The sequence below is a fragment of the Clostridium cavendishii DSM 21758 genome (genome assembly GCF_900141845.1).
In the GTDB taxonomy this organism is placed as follows: domain Bacteria; phylum Bacillota; class Clostridia; order Clostridiales; family Clostridiaceae; genus Clostridium_AG; species Clostridium_AG cavendishii.
The window spans coordinates 262,188-281,421 of record NZ_FQZB01000008.1 but is presented as its reverse complement, the minus strand read 5'-3'; the positions used below and the strand labels follow the sequence as shown (position 1 = coordinate 281,421).

18 protein-coding genes and 1 other annotated feature are annotated in these 19,234 nt (G+C 26.9%); of the genes, 6 read left to right on the top strand and 12 right to left on the bottom strand.

The genetic code is table 11. The features are described from left to right. Position 1 precedes the first annotated feature (1 nt). Genes BUB01_RS09925 through BUB01_RS09910 form a run of 4 tightly spaced genes read right to left on the bottom strand, consistent with a single transcriptional unit; the run spans position 2 to position 3,508 of the window. The gene (locus BUB01_RS09925; RefSeq protein WP_072986656.1) at positions 2-1,138 is read right to left on the bottom strand and encodes a glycosyltransferase; all 1,137 of its coding nucleotides are present in this window, start codon (positions 1,136-1,138) and stop codon (positions 2-4) included. Positions 1,139-1,152: 14 nt separating this feature from the next. Next, a complete protein-coding gene (locus tag BUB01_RS09920; protein ID WP_072986653.1) occupies positions 1,153-1,650 on the bottom strand; it encodes a hypothetical protein in 498 nt (165 codons plus the stop codon). A gap of 3 nt (positions 1,651-1,653) precedes the next feature. After that, complete coding sequence (locus BUB01_RS09915; protein ID WP_072986650.1) at positions 1,654-2,118, bottom strand: hypothetical protein; 465 nt, start codon at positions 2,116-2,118, stop codon at positions 1,654-1,656. A gap of 16 nt (positions 2,119-2,134) precedes the next feature. Then, positions 2,135-3,508: a hypothetical protein gene (locus tag BUB01_RS09910; protein ID WP_072986646.1), complete on the bottom strand. Its 1,374-nt coding sequence runs from the start codon at positions 3,506-3,508 to the stop codon at positions 2,135-2,137. A 312-nt stretch (positions 3,509-3,820) separates the two neighbouring features. Here BUB01_RS09910 and BUB01_RS09905 point away from each other — a divergent pair, with 312 nt between their 5' ends. Both BUB01_RS09905 and BUB01_RS09900 read left to right on the top strand, forming a co-directional pair. After that, complete coding sequence (locus tag BUB01_RS09905; RefSeq protein ID WP_072986643.1) at positions 3,821-4,297, top strand: hypothetical protein; 477 nt, start codon at positions 3,821-3,823, stop codon at positions 4,295-4,297. A 23-nt stretch (positions 4,298-4,320) separates the two neighbouring features. Further along, entirely contained in the window at positions 4,321-4,818 is a 498-nt protein-coding gene (locus tag BUB01_RS09900; RefSeq protein ID WP_072986640.1) for a hypothetical protein, read from the top strand. Between the two features lie 113 nt (positions 4,819-4,931). Here the strand turns inward: BUB01_RS09900 and BUB01_RS09895 are convergent, their stop codons facing one another. Further along, the gene (locus tag BUB01_RS09895) at positions 4,932-6,374 is read right to left on the bottom strand and encodes a bifunctional glycosyltransferase family 2 protein/class I SAM-dependent methyltransferase (RefSeq protein WP_242958394.1); all 1,443 of its coding nucleotides are present in this window, start codon (positions 6,372-6,374) and stop codon (positions 4,932-4,934) included. A gap of 418 nt (positions 6,375-6,792) precedes the next feature. Between BUB01_RS09895 and BUB01_RS09890 the strand changes: the two genes are divergently transcribed. Then, positions 6,793-7,338, top strand: coding sequence for a site-specific integrase (locus BUB01_RS09890; protein ID WP_072986637.1), 546 nt, complete (start codon positions 6,793-6,795; stop codon positions 7,336-7,338). 285 nt (positions 7,339-7,623) lie between these two features. Further along, positions 7,624-8,271, top strand: a complete 648-nt coding sequence (locus BUB01_RS09885) for a DedA family protein (RefSeq protein ID WP_072986634.1) — start codon at positions 7,624-7,626, stop codon at positions 8,269-8,271. An 87-nt stretch (positions 8,272-8,358) separates the two neighbouring features. Here the strand turns inward: BUB01_RS09885 and BUB01_RS09880 are convergent, their stop codons facing one another. From BUB01_RS09880 to nagE, 5 genes are all read right to left on the bottom strand, one after another. Beyond that, positions 8,359-9,549, bottom strand: coding sequence for an anaerobic nitric oxide reductase flavorubredoxin (locus BUB01_RS09880; RefSeq protein WP_072986632.1), 1,191 nt, complete (start codon positions 9,547-9,549; stop codon positions 8,359-8,361). 151 nt (positions 9,550-9,700) lie between these two features. Continuing rightward, on the bottom strand, positions 9,701-9,919 hold the full coding sequence (locus tag BUB01_RS09875; RefSeq protein WP_072986629.1) for a YuzB family protein: 219 nt from the start codon (positions 9,917-9,919) through the stop codon (positions 9,701-9,703). 23 nt (positions 9,920-9,942) lie between these two features. Then, the gene (locus BUB01_RS09870) at positions 9,943-11,154 is read right to left on the bottom strand and encodes an NAD(P)/FAD-dependent oxidoreductase (protein WP_072986626.1); all 1,212 of its coding nucleotides are present in this window, start codon (positions 11,152-11,154) and stop codon (positions 9,943-9,945) included. A gap of 354 nt (positions 11,155-11,508) precedes the next feature. Continuing rightward, positions 11,509-13,167, bottom strand: a complete 1,659-nt coding sequence (gene gltX, locus BUB01_RS09865; RefSeq protein ID WP_072986623.1) for a glutamate--tRNA ligase — start codon at positions 13,165-13,167, stop codon at positions 11,509-11,511. 88 nt (positions 13,168-13,255) lie between these two features. Beyond that, positions 13,256-13,565: a binding site (T-box leader), on the bottom strand. Between the two features lie 391 nt (positions 13,566-13,956). Beyond that, positions 13,957-15,399: an N-acetylglucosamine-specific PTS transporter subunit IIBC gene (gene nagE / locus BUB01_RS09860; protein ID WP_072986619.1), complete on the bottom strand. Its 1,443-nt coding sequence runs from the start codon at positions 15,397-15,399 to the stop codon at positions 13,957-13,959. Between the two features lie 416 nt (positions 15,400-15,815). Between nagE and BUB01_RS09855 the strand changes: the two genes are divergently transcribed. After that, the gene (locus BUB01_RS09855; RefSeq protein ID WP_072986616.1) at positions 15,816-16,295 is read left to right on the top strand and encodes a PTS sugar transporter subunit IIA; all 480 of its coding nucleotides are present in this window, start codon (positions 15,816-15,818) and stop codon (positions 16,293-16,295) included. Between the two features lie 86 nt (positions 16,296-16,381). Here the strand turns inward: BUB01_RS09855 and BUB01_RS09850 are convergent, their stop codons facing one another. Further along, complete coding sequence (locus BUB01_RS09850) at positions 16,382-17,086, bottom strand: hypothetical protein (protein ID WP_072986612.1); 705 nt, start codon at positions 17,084-17,086, stop codon at positions 16,382-16,384. Between the two features lie 583 nt (positions 17,087-17,669). Then, on the bottom strand, positions 17,670-18,125 hold the full coding sequence (locus tag BUB01_RS09845; protein WP_072986609.1) for an SUKH-3 domain-containing protein: 456 nt from the start codon (positions 18,123-18,125) through the stop codon (positions 17,670-17,672). A 399-nt stretch (positions 18,126-18,524) separates the two neighbouring features. On the opposite strand from BUB01_RS09845, the gene BUB01_RS09840 reads away from it, so the two are divergent. Next, on the top strand, positions 18,525-19,109 hold the full coding sequence (locus tag BUB01_RS09840) for a helix-turn-helix domain-containing protein (RefSeq protein ID WP_072986605.1): 585 nt from the start codon (positions 18,525-18,527) through the stop codon (positions 19,107-19,109). Positions 19,110-19,234 lie beyond the last annotated feature (125 nt).

Sequence of the window (19,234 nt, the reverse complement as noted above, 5' to 3'; positions counted from 1 at the left end):
ACTAAAGCTGCCCCCTTTCAACCTCCTCATAAAAACTTAAAAGCTTAGCTACATGTGTCTCAATATTAAATTGATAAAATGGTTTATAAGCTAATAATTTATAGACGGTTTTTGTTTTAAAAATATAATCTATTAATGTATCCAACGCAGTAAAGTCATAGGTATTTAAACTATCTAAATTAATATTATCTATATTTAGATAGAAAGGATAATCTGCAAGTATTTCATGATAATATTCTATTGGACTCGCTATTATTTTGCATCTGCAAAGAAAAGCCTCTAATATATTTATATTAAGACCTTCATAAATGGATAAATCTATGAATGCACTGCAACTATTATAAAGATTAAGTTTGTCTGAAATATTTAAATTATTTAAAATCATAACCTTTGTATCTAATTCTAATAAATATATAAAACTTTTGATTTCAGCTAACGCTTCTTCATCATAATAACTTTGAGTAAAATTCATTATAAGAATAGAATCTTCCTTAATAGTGCTTATATATTTAAACACTTGTAATAAACTTTTAAGCCTCTTTCGTGAGTTAAGTTCACCTATATATAATAAAAATTCTCCGTTTATAGAGAACTTTGATTTTATATAAATCTTACTAAATTCCTTGTCTATTGGCCTATAGTAACTATTAACTCCAGGATATATGACTTTAATTTTTCTATCATCTATATTGAAATTTTCTAAAATCTGATTTTTTATACTTTCACTTGATGTTACTATATTATTAGAATTTATAAGCGCTTTAGGTACCTTTTCATAGAAAGCCTTTGAATACCTTTCTTTAACCAAATCTTCAAAATATATTGGAAGCAAACTATAAATAGATGATACCTTTAAGAAATCGCCATAATCAGGTATTGTAAAACCATTATTAAAGCAATGATAAATACTTGTTTTTTTATTTAGGATATTTAATATACTAAACCTAGAATCTTTTACAGGAATTATTATTTCATTTTCATTTTCACTCTCATAATCATTATCTATATTAATCTCCCTTTTTATAGTATAAAAATTTTCAAAATTTATATTTTGTAGTTCATTTACAACTTCCCTTAAATATAATCCTAAGTCTCCACCATGAAAATAATATGGAGTTCCTTCAATATATAAATTCAAAGTTACTAACCCCCTTAGAAAAATTCTTCACTTAAATATATATTTGTTATCTTACCTTCTCTATTCCTTAAAAGTAATTTTTCATCTTCTTTATCAAGTATAAGATTAGCAGAAAACATAGCTATTCCAATTAGAAAAAGCTTTAAATTGTTCTTGTCTAAAAATGAGAGTTTTAAGTCTACCCACGCTATTTTAAAAAGTTTCTTTTTTACCTTTATATAAGAAAAACTATATAACTTTTTATAAGTTATAATTTCAGCACTATTATCCTCTAAAATCATTAGAAGTTTTATATTAAGCTCTCCATAAACAGTAATAAGGTTTTTACCTCCCACTTCCATATAATCAACCTGCTTATCTTTCTCTTCTATGATAATTTCATAAATATCTTTGTAACTCTTATTAGTTTTTATATTTAAATCTAGACTACAAGGTTCAGCCCCCTCTAAGCTATCATAATTAAATTTTTCTTTGTCTGTAAGACCTTGAATATTTAAGTTTTCTATAAACATATATCATTCACTAACAATAGCTATATTTGCATAATAAAAAATCTTATGTCTAGATACCCTTTTTACATAGGTTTTTAATGTATAGGCATTTAATGATAGCTTATCTATTTCATCATTATCTTTAAGATTTATCATATTGGTAAAATTTTTTTTAATATTTATAATATTTAATCCTGAAACTTCCGAGTCTTCTATATATTCAATATTTAAACTTAAGCAAGCCTCAAATACTAAAAGATCATTTTCAAAACTTTCTCCTTCATAATTAGTAGCCATGGGAGACAGAATCTTTTTAGTATTTAATATATTAACATCTACATAAACTCTGCTTATATCTAATATATCCCCTTGATTTTCTTTAAGCTTATAAACTTTATCTAAGCTACATAACTTTTTTACATTATAATGAGAAAGATTTATTTTTGACAGACCAACATATTCTATTAAATTTTCATTAAAACTATCCATAAATCCCCCTTAAGCTTTAGCTTTTATAATATAAATTTAAGTTGGTATTTGGCACTGAAACTAAAAAATTATTCTCTAAAGTTTTTAGATTTAAATTATAAATATTTAAACCCTCATTTCCGTCTGCAGTATAAAACATCTCTTCTTCAGAAGGAGATAATACAAAATCGTAAGCTTTATATAAGTTTAGTTTATAATTTATCTTTCTAAAATTTTTCTTTTCTATATCATATATAAGTATCAAAGATTCATTTTTGGATTTACAAAGCATATAAATTAAATTTGAAAACTTTGCTATACTTACCTTAACTATCTCTTCTATATAATCTGGTATAGCATTGTACACTATATTATTTTTGTAAATAAATATATTTATTTTTGAATCTAAACTTACTAATCCTATTATAGAGTTAGAATTATCAATATCACACCAAAAGACTTGTCCTTCTATATTTATTAGCTCTACTTTAAAGTTATTATTTTTAAGTTCATAAATAATGGACTTTTCTTTAAGCGTCTTAAAATAATAAATAGAGTTTGTCCTTTTATTCATTAGAAATTGAACATTATTATCCTCATTAACAATGTTTGTTAACTTAATAAATGTGCCATTTCTAAGGTTTCCCTTACATAGATTAATTCCCTCTATAGTTTTAGCTAGAAAAATTACATTATTTCCACCTATTAAAGAAAAGCTTATTATCTCATCTATATTGATATCTTTAAAAACTTTTTTAGAAATTAAACTTCTAATTCCTAAAATATATAAGCTAAAATTACCATCTTCATTGCTTAGATAGCAAATATCTTGAGTGTTTTTTATAAAAGAAACATCTTTATAGGTTATATTATTAGAAAAAGTTTTTTGGAGTATTTTTGCCATATCATTGGAGGCTAAAAATATGTTATTTCCTCCATTTTCATTAAAACCTACAAAAGCTAAACTATATTGCTTATCACAAATTAAAGAAAAAATTAAATAGCTTGTAATAGTTATTCCTTTTTCTTTAATCTCTATATCTATGTTATTTATCTTAATTTCTACCTTCATAGAATTGTTTAATATAAGTTCTTCTATACTATAACCATCAATGTAATTTTTTCTCCAGAACTCTACTATATGAAAAGACTCATCCCTTAAAACAAATACAGAATTCTTGCCTTTTAAGTTGTAAAGTATCTTATAACCTAAAAAAAACTGTAAGGATATTAACGTTTTATCTAGATATAAAGAAGTATCTATATCTACACTAGTTATTTTAGAATTTATAGAAGCTGAAATTACATTTATTTTATCATCAGCATTATCTACATTTAAATCTACTTCTAGTTTCTTGAAATAGAAATTTTTTATAGCATTATCCTTATTTAACCCAAGCTTATGTATCATATCCCACCCAAAAAAAATTACTTATATTTAGAATTATATGTAAAATTACACCTACATATACTATGTAAAATTATTTTTAAAATATATACTATATCCTTTTAACAAGTTGCTATACTTTGAAACATATCCTTATTGGTAAAACAATTAAATTTATAAACCCTTCTTAATATTTATACAAAGAAATCATTATATAGAAAAACTCAAAGCTCGTTACACTTCATCTCTTAATTTAACATAGTAACCTATAGTAATTTTTGTTAAAAAGTAGGAATATACTATTAAAAGAAGTTATATGTTTTTGGAGGAGTTAAGGTGATTTCTAATTTTAAGAATATGATTGAATATTATGGAGTTTCAGAATATATACCAGACAATATAAAATCTTTTAAACAAATAATAATAGAGGAAAAAATCGTACTTCCAGGTTCTAAACCTAAAGCTAAAGAACTAATAAAGGTTGGGGTATTTCCTAATATAATAAATTCTAGAATTATAAGAACTGCAGTAGGTACTTCCTTAGAAGGTATAGAACTTACAGGGTTTAAATATTGTGTAGATTTAGGTATAAGAGTTAGAACTGATTATATAGGTAGTTATGAGGGAGAATCTATATTTACAACTTCTAATATATTGAAAAAACATGTATCTCTAATACTTCCTAAAAACTTTTCCTATGACAGTAATATATTTCCTGCAGTTTTTGTTGAAGATATTTATGCAGAATTAGAAAGTGAAGAATCTATATTACTGATTACAACATTATTAGTTATGGCGGAAATAGAAAGTTAATTAATTATTTTGGAGGTAAAAAAATGTCAAGAACAGTTATCAACTCTATAGAGATAATAGGTATTGCTGATGAATTTCCTAAATCACCTAAATATTTTTCAGAATTCTCTATACCATATGATATCCTTATACCCTGTGAAAAACCTAATATCTCCTCAATTTTATCAGTTATTATAAAAAGTGAAATCTCAAGTCTTAATGTAATAGATACACCTATAAGAATATCTAATGATGGAACTAAGCTTTCTGGAAACAAGCTTATGGTAGAACTTAAAATTATAGAACAAATAAAATATGTTTCTGAAGAGCTTACTAATTGTGTATATATACTTCCTAATAACATAATAAAAACTCTTCAAATAGTTGTTCCCTCAACTATTCATGGAGAAAAACTTATAGATTTATTTAGAAAGAACAAAATAATTGTAAAAACTTATTTTGAAGATGCTTATTTTGAAATTATTGATGATAGGAATATTTACTCAAATTTATCTATTATGGTGAATGTAGAAAACTTTTAACTAAAATGCATATAAACAAGTACTTTCTTTAGAAATACTAAGTGACCCTATATAATTTTACATGATTTAAATCCAATTAAGTCATACAAATTATATAAGGCCACTTTTTGTAATTATCGGTATATATTTTTATTTGCTTTTACAAGATATTGATATACTGTATATTGATCTTTTAAATCCGATGTAACTATTTGATATAAAGAATTTAAAAGTTTTTCTTCTTCAATATTCGGCGGAGATTGAATTGTAGCTTTATAAATTATATTAAAACCTGTAGAATTAAACAAATCCTCTATTTCAGCTAATGTAAAAAACCTTAAATGTGTTTTATCTAAAATACCAGAATCCTCATATCGAAATCTTCCATTTATAAGGTTGTTTAAAACACTTATATGCATAACATTTGGAATACTTGCTAATATATATCCATCTTCTTTAAGATATTTCCTTAGTTTCTCTAAGGTGCCCCATGGATTTACAAGGTGTTCTAAAACGTCGCTAAATATAATATAATCAAAATAATTATGTTGATAAGGTAAATCTATAGATTCAATATCTCCGTTTATTGAATTACAAAGTTTGCTAGATATTTGAGCAGATTTTTCACAAGACTCTATACCATATAAGTTAGCATTTCTATATCTATTTTTTATTTCTAATAATGTGTTACCTACGCCACAACCTATCTCTAAAACATTTATTTTATCATTTACCTCTGAAGTAATAAGGGATATTATATCAAACCTGATATTTGCACTATAGTAAGCATCAAAGCCCCACTTTTCTTTAAATTTATTCCTGTTTATTTCAATAATATTACTAAATTTATTTGCTTCCTTACCAAATGAAACACTTCCAAAGTGATGAATAAAAACATCTTTACACAAAAGTAATTTGTATCCTTCATTAATTATTCTAAAAGAAATATCATCATCTTCAAAGTTACCTGGTGTAAATATTTCATCTAGCATACCAACCTTATCTATCACTTCTCTTTTTATCATATAACAATAACCTATTAATCTAACTTTATTTTCCCATAAATTGCTGTTTGATTTGTTTATTTCACTTGCAAACTTTAGCAATTCATCTATCTCTTTATAGAATACAGGTATTTGCTGATAATTTGAACAGTAGTTAGATATAGCCCCTACTCCTCCAATATCTTCACTACTATATAAAGCTCTTTGTAAGTTATTAAGCCAGTTTGGTGTGACTACAGTATCATTATTTAAAAGTAATATACTATCTCCTTTTGATATTTCAATACCTTGATTACATGCTGTAGGAAAGCCTTTATTTTCAATATTATATATGACTTTTAAGTCCGTTTGTTTTCTTAACCAATTTACTGTATTGTCTGTGGAATTATTATCAACTATAATAATTTCATAATTTTCCTTAGGTGTAAACTTTCTAATACTTTCAATGCAAAGTTTTGTATAATCAAGTTGATTATACGTAGCTATTACAATACTAGTAAACTTCATATCTTTATTATCAGTTTGATAATTATAATCTTTTATGAAATTTATAGTCTCTGTGTTTGCATACATAAATTTCCTCCTTATATTATATCTTTTATTCTTATAATATGATTATTATATACACCTTAAATTCTTTTGTTTCCATAAAATATATTAAAAATATAGTCTTTATATTACACACTCCCTGTAAAAATAAAACCATTTTTAAAATAACTTTAAACTACTTTTATTATGTTTAGAAGGTTTTTAAAAATAAAAATTTTATACAAATCGATATGTTGTAATTTCTCTTTTTATGCAGAATTAATGTAACATAATTAATATTAAGTTACATTACGTAAAAATCCCCCCTAAGCTTTACTATTAAAGACTTAGGAGTATATTTATTTAAAAAATAAATTTCGCAAAAGTAACTTAACATATTTATTTGTTACTTAAAATGTATTATTATAGATATAGGTAATTTTATGATTTGGAGGTACACTTTATGGATTTTGTACAACCTATACGAGATAGGGATAAAATACAAGAAATGAAAAATGAGCTGCTTAAACTTGGATATAGAAATTATATGCTATTTAATTTAGGAATAAATACAGGACTTAGAGTTTCAGATATTTTAAATCTTCGAGTTATTGATGTTAAAGATAAAACTCATATTCTAATAAAAGAACAAAAAACAGGTAAAACTAAGAGATTTCTTATAAATTCTAATTTGAAGATAGACTTAGATAGGTACATAAACAATATGGAAGATTATGAATATCTTTTTGCTTCTAAAAAAGGTTATAATACTCCCATAACAAGGGTACAAGCCTATCGCATATTAAATCAAGCTGCCACTAAATGTAAACTTAAAGAAGTTGGAACTCATACCATGAGAAAAACCTTTGGTTATTTTCATTATAAACAATATAAAGATGTAGCTATACTTCAAGATATATTTAATCACTCTGCTCCAAGTGTAACACTTAGATATATCGGAATAACCGATGATATAAAAGATAAAACTATCGAAAACTTTTATCTGTAAGAGAAGCATCCTCCTCATTACAAATTCTAAGAATATTTTAATATTAAAAACTAATAGTTTTAATATATGATTTGTTTAAGTATTTATATTTGGATATAATAAATATATAAGGAGATTATAGGATAGCTTAATTACTTATATAAGAAGTTTTTTGACTAATTAAAAACCCAATTATGTAAATGAATTATAAACTATATTCTATTTCCTTGAATATATACCACACTTAATGGTATAATTTAACCCATGGGCATATAACTACATACATAAAGGAGAGAATTTTTATTTATGGAATCAGCTAGACAATTACTAGACATATTTATACATTTAGACGTACATTTGAAATATATAACTGAAACCTATGGCGCATTAACTTATGGAATATTATTCTTAATAATATTCTGTGAAACTGGACTTGTAGTAACTCCATTTTTACCTGGAGACTCATTAATATTTGCAGCTGGAGCTTTAGCTGGACTTGGTGCTTTAGACATCTTCAAGCTTATACCACTTTTATTTTTCGCAACATTTTTAGGTGATAATGTAAATTATCATTTAGGTAAATTTATAGGTGCTAAGATAGTTGCAAAAGAAAATTTAAAGCTCATTAAAAAGGAGCATATAGAAAAAACTCAAGGATTTTATGATAAATATGGCGGTGCTACTGTTATAATTGCTAGATTTGTACCAATAGTTAGAACTTTTGCACCATTTGTAGCCGGTATCGGAAAAATGAAATATATAAAGTTTTTAAGTTTTAGTATAGTAGGTAGCCTTTTATGGGTTTCTCTTTGTAGCTGTACAGGATTCTTCTTTGGTAATATTCCAGTAGTTAAAAATAACTTCTCATTAGTTTGTTTAGCTATAATAGGAATATCAATAATGCCAGCAGTTATTACAATATTAAAACAAAAAAGAGCTTCTAAAGTGAATTAATAATATTAAACAGCTTGAATAAATTCAAGCTGTTTAATATTTTCCTATTACTTAATATTTTCCTATTACTTAATATTTTTTTATTAACTAATGTATCTGTTGAGCAATTCTTCTTCCAAATTCATTACATCTTTCTAATGCTACTTCATCAGGATTCCATAACTCTCTTATTCCGTCATCTATTAGTTCAAATCCTGCTTTCTTTAGTTCCTCTGCAATTATTTTAACTGACTCTCCTCCCCATCCATAACTTCCAAATGCAGTTGCCTTTTTGTCTTTAAATCCAAGTCCTTTTATCATCTCTAATATAGCTGCTGTAGAAGAAAGAATCCCTTTATTTATTGTTGAGGAGCCAACAAGTACAACCTTAGATTTAAAAACTTCTGTAATAATATCATTTTTATCATTCTTCGAAGAATTAAATATTTTTATTACAATATCCTTGTTCTCTTCCTTTAATCCTTCTGCTATTCCCTCTGCCATTTTCCTCGTACTATTCCACATAGTATCATATATTATTGTCACTTGATTTTCCATATAGTTTTTGGCCCATTCCATATATTTATTAACAATTTGAAGCGGGTTTTCTTTCCAAATAATCCCATGGCCAGGACAAATCATATCTACTGGTAAATTTAAACTTAGCACTTCCTCAATTTTCTTTATTACTAATGGACTAAATGGAGTTAAAATATTTGCGTAATATTTTATTGCTTCTTGGAATAACTCTGCATTATCAACTTTATTGTTATACATAAGTTCTGATGCATAATGTTGACCGAAAGCATCATTACTAAACAATATGTTTTCTCCTGTCAAATATGTAAACATACTATCTGGCCAATGAAGCATTCTTGCCTCAACAAATATTAATTTATTTTTCCCTATTTCTAGTGTATCTCCAGTTTTAACTTCAACGAAATTCCAGTCCTTATGGTGATGTGCTTTTAAAAATTTTGCTCCATTTTTAGTACAATATATAGGTGTGTTAGGAATTTCCCTCATAAGCTCTGTGAGCGCTCCACTATGATCAATTTCTGAATGATTGGCTATTATATAATCTATTTCATTTAAATCTATTTCTTGTTTCAGGTTAGCAACAAATTCCTTGGCAAAAGGCTGCCATACGGTATCTATTAATACAGTTTTTTCATCTCTGATTAAATATGAATTATAGGATGAACCTTTGTTTGTAGAATATTCCTCCCCATGAAAAGTTCTTAATTCCCAATCTATTTTCCCAACCCAAGTAACTGTATTGTTAATTTTAAATGACATTAATCTTCACCTTCCTTATTATATATTCCTAAACAGAATATTATTTTCAATATGTATGTGCTCAAACCTATCCTTTTCTAACTTCATCAATTTTTTGTTAGTTAACTCAAAAGTTTTACAAACATCTTTATGTATTATAATGACTTGTTATTTATATCATATCTCTTATTTTTTCAAATAATTCTTCTGCTGTATTAGCCTGTATTATTTCACCATTCACTAAAGCATAAGGCCCTACTGAACAATCACCACAATATCCTAAACATGATTCTGCTGATACATCAACGTTATTAAAATTTTCTTTTAGTTTTTTCATAGTTTCTTCTGTTCCGAAAGAAAAATTATTTTCACAAAATTTTATTTCTGTCATATTATCACCTCCATCAGTAGTATTTATTTTTTCAATTTATTTAATAAATCCTCTATAGATATATTAGTAAAATCAACCTCATCCAATACTATTTCTTTCTCTATTGCTCCTTTAAGCAATGGTGATTGTTTTATATCACCTATTACAATTGCACCTACTACTTTATTATTTTTAATAAATATTTTTTTATATTGATTTCTACTAATATTTTCATCTACTAGCACTTTTGTAGATTCCGTTTCATTAATACATCCCATAGAAAATAAAGAAATACCAAAAGCATTTAATGTTGTCACCGGAATAACATTCTCATATAACTCTTCTTTTTCTGCAATGTTGTATCCTGCAACTTTTCCTTGAGCTATAGCAACATTCCATAACCCTACAACTTTATTATTAAATTCTGCAATGTCCCCTGCTGCATAAACATTCTTCACATTAGTTTCCATTTTATCATTTACTACTATTCCTCTTGCTGTTTTAATATTGGTATTTTCCAATAACTCTATGTTAGGTTTAACACCTGTAGAATAAATAACTATATCACACTCAAGTTTATCTTTCCCATCTATTAGAACTCCTTCTACTTTAGTATCACCTATTATTTCTTTTACTTTTGTGCTTGTTACTACTTGTATACCACAATCTTGTATTATTTTTTTTAATAATTCTGATGAATTATCATCTAATAATTGTGGCATAAGCCTTGATAGTAATTCAACAATTATAACCTTTTTACCATGTTGATGTAATATCCAAGCCATTTCTAAACCTTGTATACCACCTCCAATGATTATTATTTGCTTACTTTCATCAAGTCTATTTTTGATACTTAAGGCATCATTAAGACCTCTTAGTGTATATACCCCTGCTTTACCTATCCCATCAATTGGAGGAATAGTATTACTTGATCCATTTGCAAAAAGAATTTTATCATATTTAATTTTACGACCATCAAATAATAATACTTCCTTATTATCTATATCTACATTTACTACCTTTGTATTAATAAATATTTTCACCTTGTTATTTTCATACCATTCTTTCTTTTGAAGTAGTATTTTGTTTTCTTCAAGTTCATCAAATATACCTTTTGACAATCTTATTCGATTATATGGATAAAATTTTTCTTCTCCAATTAAATATATGTCTGACTCTAAATCTATTTCTCTAATTGATTTAATTGCTGTTATTGCTGCTATTCCACTACCTACAATCACAATACTTTTAGGCATCTTTAATACCACCTTTGCATTACATTATTTGATTTTTTATCATAATCCTATCTATTTTAGATTAATTAATAAATTTATAACTTTACTAATTTCATATAATATTATTTGCATTATCTAAAAATTTTATTAATTACTTTTCCTACAATTAATAATCAACTAATTTATTTAAATATGTTTTATGATGTTAAAGACAAATTTTTAAATGAAAAAATCTGAACAGAATAAATTAATTCGTATACTAGCAAAAAATTATGTTTTTGAAAAGAAAAATGATAAAATATTACAGGAAAAATATAAAAAATGAACTAATTTATAAAAAATAAAGACTACCAAAATTTTGGTAGTCTTTGCTTTTTATAAATTTAAGAATTTTGCAAAACGTTCTGTAACCATATCACTTCCCATAATGTGCATTATAGTGTGAAGGTCTGGAGTATTAGTTCTGTGAGCCACTACTGATCTTATAGCTCCAGCTACATCTGAAACCATTCCTTTAAATTCTTCTGGATTTTTCTTAAAAGCTTTTCTATCTGCTGTATAACCTAAAGATATAGCTAGTTCTTTAACTTTACCAAACCAAGCTTCATTGTCGTCATTTTCATCATAAATTTCAACATAAGCTTTAGCTATTCTCTTAGCTTCTTCAATATCCATATTCTTTGGAAGTTCAACATTTTCTAAAGTTTCTTTATCAAATAATTCATCATAGAAGAAGAATACTTTTTCTTTTACATCAGTCCATTTAGCAAAATCTTTTCTTGGTTTTGGACCCTCTTTATCTATATTAAATGCTTTTATAGTTCTTTCCTTATATTTAACTATTAAATCAAACATTTCTTTATCATATTCTTCTGCCCAAGTTTTGTATTCTTCATAAACTCTAGTAGCAGGGAATTTACAGATAACATTCTTAGAAACGTCATTTAATTTTACAATATCAAATAATGACCCACTCTTACTCATCTTATCTAGAGAGATAACAAAATCATGATAATCAGCATTTGGATTTTCTTCTCTCCACACTTCAAATGTTGAATTTATAAGATTTAAAAGATATTCAACAACTGAAGCTACTGGATAGCCTTCTTCTTTGTAGTAAGTAACTGCACTTTCAGGGTCCTTTCTCTTTGAAAGCTTTCTCTTATTTCCATTTTCAAGCTTCATTATACTTGGAAAGTGAGCATGTTTTGGCACTTCGAAACCTAAAACTTCGAATAATTGAACATGTATTGGAAGAGATGATAACCATTCTTCTCCTCTAGTTACATGAGTTGTTCCCATCAAAGCATCATCTATAGCATGTGCAAAATGATACGTTGGAAGTCCATCTGATTTTATTAAAACTATATCAACATTGTTTTCTGGGAAAGATATATCTCCCTTTATTAAATCGTGGAAGTTAACTCTAGTTTCAAAGTTTCCTGGTGATTTTAATCTTAAAATATAAGGTTCACCAGCCTCTATTTTAGCTATTGCTTCTTCTGGTGAAAGATTTCTACATTTTGCATATTCTCCATAATAACCTGGAGTTATTTTATTTTCTACTTGTTCTTCACGAACCTTTGTAAGTTCTTCGGCTGAACAGAAACAAGGATAAGCTAATCCCTTTTCTATTAGGCTTTTTGCAAAAGCATTATAAATATGTGCTCTTTTACTTTGTCTATATGGACCATAGTTTCCTATTTCAGTGTCTTCTCCAGTCATTCCTTCACTAAAATTCATACCAAAGTGCTTCATAGTATTTATAGTATCTTCTATAGCTCCTACTACTTCTCTCTTTTGATCTGTATCTTCAACTCTTAAGTAGAAAACTCCTCCACTTTGAACTGCAAGTCTTTCAGCTATTAAGGCCGCAAACACTCCTCCTATATGCTGAAAACCTGTTGGACTTGGTGCATATCTTGTAACCATAGCACCTTCCTTAAGCTCTCTTTTCTTATACTTTTCTAAAAAGAATTCCGGTGTTTCAGTAACATCCTTAAATATTTTTTCTGCTAAATCTTTGTAACTCATATTATCAATCCTCTCTTTAATTTATAGTAATTAAATAGCATTACTCTCAACAAAATAGTGGACATTAAAAAAAGCCTTCATCCTAAAATCTTAGGACGAAAGCTAAACTTCCGTGGTACCACCTAAATTGGTCAATTAATAACCCGCTTAATGTTTAGAAAATTTAATTCAATTTATTAAACAAACCTTATTAATCTCTTAATAATATAAAGGATTTGTGTTTACACTTTTTCTAAACTTCTTTTTAAGGGAAGAAACCCCATAAGATTACTATAGTAAAACCTTTCATCTTATAGCTTAGGAGCTTCTTTTCACTAAGATAAATATACTAAACTTTCACCTAACTTTAGCTCTCTTTGAAATCTAACTTACCTACTTTTCTCCATCATTGCTTAACTATTCAATTTAACTACCTTGCAATATTTGTCAGTATTTCCCAGGTTATAAACTTTATTAACCTATAAAAATTATAGGCTTTATACCTTCTAATTATAAGCATATTAATATATTTTGTAAACACTAAAAATTAAGTGAGTATCTAAATCCTAAATTTAATTAATAAAAACTTACTCTTACTAACGCTAGTGAATAAGAATTCCCTCTAAGCCATTATTGAAATCCTAGATTTAGATAATATTAATTACTCTTCATTAACTAACCTCAAAACTTTTATATCTCTAATCCCTAATAAACTTTTCATTATAAAATTAACTTTATTAAATTTTTATATTTCTAATAAATATTTTATAAAAAACGCGGTTTCTTTATAGAAACCACGCTTTTTATTTCCTATCTACATAACTTTTTGAATTCATCTGCAACAAATTGTACTTGAGGTCCAACGACAACTTGTAAACTTGTTTTACCTGGTCTTATTACACCAGCTACCCCTGCAGATTTTATTTTCTTTTCATTAACCTTTGCTTGATCTTTTATTTCTAAACGTAATCTTGTCACACAATTATCTATAGATGTTACGTTTTCTTTTCCGCCAACACCTTCTAATATAATTTGAGCTATTTTTGTGAAGTCATTGTTTTTAAGATCTATGTGCATTTCTTCATCTTGGTCGTCATCATCTTCTCTACCTGGAGTTTTTAAGTTGAATTTTGTAATTGCAAAACGGAATACTACATAATATACAACTGCAACTACTAAACCTATTGGAATTAACCATAGTGGATTTTGAGCCATTGGCGCTTTAAAGCTTAAGAACCAATCTACAAAGCCGGCACTAAAGTTGAATCCTGCTCTTACTGGTAACATTGCACATACTGCTGCTGAAACACCTGTTAATAATGCATGAATTACATATAATCCTGGTGCTAAGAACATAAATGCAAATTCTAATGGTTCTGTAACTCCTGTAAAGAATGCAGAAATTGAACCTGCTAGTAATAGTCCATAAACAACTTTTTTCTTTTTATCTTTAGCTGTATGATACATAGCTAAAGCTCCTGCTGGTAATCCAAACATCATTACTGGGAAGAATCCTGTTAAATACATACCAGTTTGTCCATAAGTTCCCTTCCCACTCCAGAAGTTTCCTATATCATTTATTCCAGCAACATCAAACCAAAATACTGAGTTAAGAGCATGATGTAGTCCTGTTGGTATTAATAACCTGTTAAAGAAAGCGTATATACCTGCACCTATAGCACCAGTAGATATAATCCCTTTACCAAATGACACCAAACCTCCATAAACAATAGGCCACACAAAGAATAATATTCCTGAAGCAACAAGAGATAATGCTGCTGTAACTATAGCAACACTTCTTCTTCCGCTGAAGAATGATAACGCATCTGGAAGTTTAGTTCCCTTAAACCTATTATAGCAACTAGCCCCAATTAAACCTGCTAATATACCTATAAATTGTGTTTGTGTTTTACTATATGCAGCTGCAACATCAGCTTCCTTAATTCCCTTAAATATTGCTACTGATTTTGTAGATAATAAAGTTGTAATTACAAGCCATGAAACAAGACCTGCTAAGCCTGCAGTCCCTTCACTATCATCAGACATACCTACTGCTACACCTATTGCAAATAGTATCCCCATGTTCTCAATCAATGATCCACCTGCTTTTATTAAAAAGGCAGCTGCAACATTATTTGCACCCCATCCAGTAGGATCAATCCAATAACCTACACCCATTAGGATACTAGCTACTGGTAAACAAGCTACTGGAAGCATTAATGACTTTCCTAATCTTTGTAAATACTTCATCATAATTATAAGTCCCCCTTATTTTTATTTATTTTAAGAACATAAGTCCTAAAATTACAAATTAAAAGCAATAAAAAAAGCTGAAAAGGTATAATGTAATAACATATCCTTTTCAGCTAATGCCCAAAACTTAAATTGGTTACACGCCGTTAAACGCTGTATTTAATTTACAACTTTATTATATATCTCACAATTGTTCTTGTCAACGGTTTCAAGAAAAATTTTTATTTTTTTCTTTTTTATGTATTATTTGTTCCTCCTTGACAACCAAATTATACTTGCTGTATAATAATTATTAACGTGTTACTGTTAAATCAGGCATAAGTTTTAATAACTTATGCCTATTTTTTTTTAGTATTAAATATAATTTAAAGAAAGGATGTGAATTCCCTAATATTTAAAAATATTAGGAATATATTATGTTTGGATTTTTTAAGAAGGATTTAAGATTATTAGCCCCTATAGCTGGAAAAACCATAGATTTATCTCAAGTACCAGATGCAGTTTTTGCTCAAAAAATGGCTGGTGATGGAGTTGCTATTGATACTACTGGTGATATAGTAGTTGCCCCTACAGATGGAGAATTATCCCTTATATTCAAAACAAATCATGCTTTTGCTATGACGCTTGAAGGTGGAGTTGAATTATTAGTTCATATTGGAATAGATACTGTTACTTTAGAAGGAGAAGGTTTTGAAAGGCTAATAGAACCTGGTGTCCATGTTAAGGCTGGTACCCCTATATTAAAAATAAATAGAGACCTTATTAATAGTAAAGGATTGTCTCTTATTACACCAGTACTAATAACAAATATGGATTCTGTTAAAGATATAAATCCAAAAGTTGGTGTAACAGTTAATGAAGGTTCTGATGTAATTATGACTTATAAATTTAAATAAAATAATTACTCAACTTATTAATTTTCATAATATCAAAATAACCTATTAGTTAATTTTTCTTTTAACTAATAGGTTATTGACTTATATTATTTAATTAGAAAATATGACATATTCTCAGCTTTAACACTTCTAGTCTCAAATAAAAATTCCTTTGTCTCAGTTGGTAAAATCGTTGCTATCTGGTATGTTCTTGTTTCTCCTTGTTTCATAAAGCCTGTAGCACTCTTTTTTATAGTAATAGTTGGTATTCCTATTAATGCTGAATTTCCTTTTTTAACTGCAGCCCCATCTTTACCCTTAACAGAAAAATTACTACCTTCCATTATCAAATCTTCCGGATTAGAAGTTACATTCTTTGGTACTGCAATTTCTGTGTCAAGTACTACAAACTCAAATCCTTCCTCTAAAGCTTTAAATCTTGTTACTGGATCTGTTGCATCATATTCATCCACCATTTTTTTAGCATCAGTACCACGTGTTACTTTTATTACCTTCATTTGTACCATAAACTCAGTTTTTGAATCTTTTGAAGTAGTTGCTGCTAATGCTCCAGCTTCATTCATTTTTATTGGTTTTTCAACAGTTCCTTTTACCAAATCAGACTTGGCCACTGTTCCTTTCGAATCTTCATTATCAGTTTTTTTATTATCCTCTTTCTTAGTATCACTACTAGACGCAGTTTCTTTTTCAGTTACCTTATCTTTTTTTGAACCACTTCCACATCCTACAGCCCCTATTACTAATGAAATACATAATACAGTCATTATACTTTTAACTAACCTTTTTTTCATAATAAATCCCCCTATAAATTTATAATTTTTTATACATCAAAAAATAAGATTAACAAACAATTTATCTCATTGTTAATCTTGCTTTGTAGGAACCTCAAAGATTTGCACCTACATACTGAATTAAGAATTTATTACTTTTCTTAACCCTTCATTTTTTGATTTAATACCACATAATACCATTATACATCATTTTTTATTATATTATATTAAAAATTTCCGCCTTTTTTATATACTTTTTTACATTTATTTAATAAAATTACATATAAGTTTATATATTCTAACCAGAATTTTATTCTAATTTAATATAATGGATTTCCCCCTTCGTAGTCTATTTCTATAATTTAAAAATTATTTTCACATTTAAGCTCTATATGTATAATACACATACTTATTTAGGTACTACCGAATCATTCATAACATTTCCACATTTACAAGTCTTTATCATGTTCTTTTCCCCTTTTATTTTTTATATCTCTAAATTATGTTCAAATTCAAATTGTTTTGTTTGGGTATAGTTCCTTTACTATACTTGATTCCTCTAATTAACTAAAAGCATAAATCATAGTATACAGCTAATTTAATTCTATTCAAAATAAATTGGTTCCCTACATTCACCTATCACACAATCAAACATTTCTTCAATATTTTCACCATCTTTACATAGAAATCCATCAGTGTATCTGTAAAACGTTCCATTCTCTGTCATAAGCATAAGTAAATTTCCCCTACTGCTTATTCCTATAGGATAAACAATATCATTAATATCATATTCATCAAATATATCTTTAAAATATTCACCATTCAGGTTATTACCAATAGCTTTAATTGGATTAAATTCAATCACCTCAAAAATATCAATGGCTTGTATTTTTCTTTTAAATCTTATTTCTAACATCCCATATTGTCTCAAAAAAGCTCGTATTTTTTGAGGCATATCAATACTTTTCTCTTTAAATATTTTTTCTATTAAATCAATATTAATATTTCTTTCACTTGTCCATCCAGCCTGCCTCAGTCTATCTAATGTAATATTCTCCATAAGAACCTACCCCTTAATATTATTTGTTTCACTTAGTATAGCACTTGTTGGTTGTGATTTCATTTCTAAATCATCTAAGGTTACATATTTCTTATTAAGTATAGTGCAGTATATATTTGATATAATTCTATAACAATATAGCTTAAACTGATCAAATTTTAGTGATTTTACTTGATAACATAATTATCCTATAAAATAAATATTTATTATAAAATTACAGTTAAATTTCCTATTGCCTAAATTCACCATAATATAAGCTTAATAAAAAAAATTAATAAACTTACATAAAAATTTAATAAATTAAGAAGGATTTATTGTAAATATATGGAATATAATAATTATCTTACAAATATTGTAAATCTACTTAACATAGTTTATAAAGTGATTAGAGGTGTATTTATGGAAATTGAAAATAAGTTTAGTATTGGTGAAGTATGTAAAATACTAGGTTGTGAACAACATAATCTAAGATATATTGAAAAAGTATTAGAGCTTAATATTGAAAGAGAAAATAATATAGAAAGAAGCTATAGTTATAGAGATATAGAAATTCTTAAAATAGTTTTTGAGCTTAAGGAACAAGGATTGAATTATAAAGCAATTAAAAAGGTCCTAGAAAAAGGTGAGGAAATTAATGTGAATACTCCTGATATAGAAGTAGGTCGTAAGGAAATGACCATTATAAATCAAACTAATTATAATGAGTTTATGAAAAATTTTCAAGTTTCTTTAGAAAAAATGGTTGAAGTAGCTATGACTACAGCTATAAATAATAACTTAGATGAATGTTTATCAACTAAATTAGAGCCACTAGAGGAAGGGCTTAAGAATATTCAAAAAGAAAATAAAGAATTAAAATCTTCCTTAGAAGAAATGCAAGAAAAACATTTTAAAGAAATAGATGATAAACTTTTAGCTTGGAGAGAAAAATCTATAGAACAAAGTAGAAATAGGAATTTTTGGCATCGTCTATTCAATCTTTAAATATCAACAAAGTAGCTTATTTTATTTAAAAAAAATAAAATGTCCTCTTTCTTAAGGACAATTAGAAAAAAGTTATGTAAAATTAATAAGATGATTTCTATATTGAACAGGAATCATCTTTTTTA

Excerpts from the sequence above, each read along its gene's own strand:
- BUB01_RS09845 (WP_072986609.1), bottom strand. The coding sequence starts at position 18,125 with ATGGAGAATATTACATTAGATAGACTGAGGCAGGCTGGATGGACAAGT.
- nagE (WP_072986619.1), bottom strand. The coding sequence starts at position 15,399 with ATGATGAAGTATTTACAAAGATTAGGAAAGTCATTAATGCTTCCAGTA.
- gltX (WP_072986623.1), bottom strand. The coding sequence starts at position 13,167 with ATGAGTTACAAAGATTTAGCAGAAAAAATATTTAAGGATGTTACTGAA.
- BUB01_RS09875 (WP_072986629.1), bottom strand. The coding sequence starts at position 9,919 with ATGACAGAAATAAAATTTTGTGAAAATAATTTTTCTTTCGGAACAGAA.
- BUB01_RS09920 (WP_072986653.1), bottom strand. The coding sequence starts at position 1,650 with ATGTTTATAGAAAACTTAAATATTCAAGGTCTTACAGACAAAGAAAAA.
- BUB01_RS09880 (WP_072986632.1), bottom strand. The coding sequence starts at position 9,549 with ATGTCATTTAAAATTAACAATACAGTTACTTGGGTTGGGAAAATAGAT.
- BUB01_RS09895 (WP_242958394.1), bottom strand. The coding sequence starts at position 6,374 with ATGTATGCAAACACAGAGACTATAAATTTCATAAAAGATTATAATTAT.
- BUB01_RS09840 (WP_072986605.1), top strand. The coding sequence starts at position 18,525 with ATGGAAATTGAAAATAAGTTTAGTATTGGTGAAGTATGTAAAATACTA.
- BUB01_RS09855 (WP_072986616.1), top strand. The coding sequence starts at position 15,816 with ATGTTTGGATTTTTTAAGAAGGATTTAAGATTATTAGCCCCTATAGCT.
- BUB01_RS09915 (WP_072986650.1), bottom strand. The coding sequence starts at position 2,118 with ATGGATAGTTTTAATGAAAATTTAATAGAATATGTTGGTCTGTCAAAA.
- BUB01_RS09885 (WP_072986634.1), top strand. The coding sequence starts at position 7,624 with ATGGAATCAGCTAGACAATTACTAGACATATTTATACATTTAGACGTA.
- BUB01_RS09910 (WP_072986646.1), bottom strand. The coding sequence starts at position 3,508 with ATGATACATAAGCTTGGGTTAAATAAGGATAATGCTATAAAAAATTTC.
- BUB01_RS09850 (WP_072986612.1), bottom strand. The coding sequence starts at position 17,086 with ATGAAAAAAAGGTTAGTTAAAAGTATAATGACTGTATTATGTATTTCA.
- BUB01_RS09900 (WP_072986640.1), top strand. The coding sequence starts at position 4,321 with ATGTCAAGAACAGTTATCAACTCTATAGAGATAATAGGTATTGCTGAT.
- BUB01_RS09890 (WP_072986637.1), top strand. The coding sequence starts at position 6,793 with ATGGATTTTGTACAACCTATACGAGATAGGGATAAAATACAAGAAATG.
- BUB01_RS09870 (WP_072986626.1), bottom strand. The coding sequence starts at position 11,154 with ATGCCTAAAAGTATTGTGATTGTAGGTAGTGGAATAGCAGCAATAACA.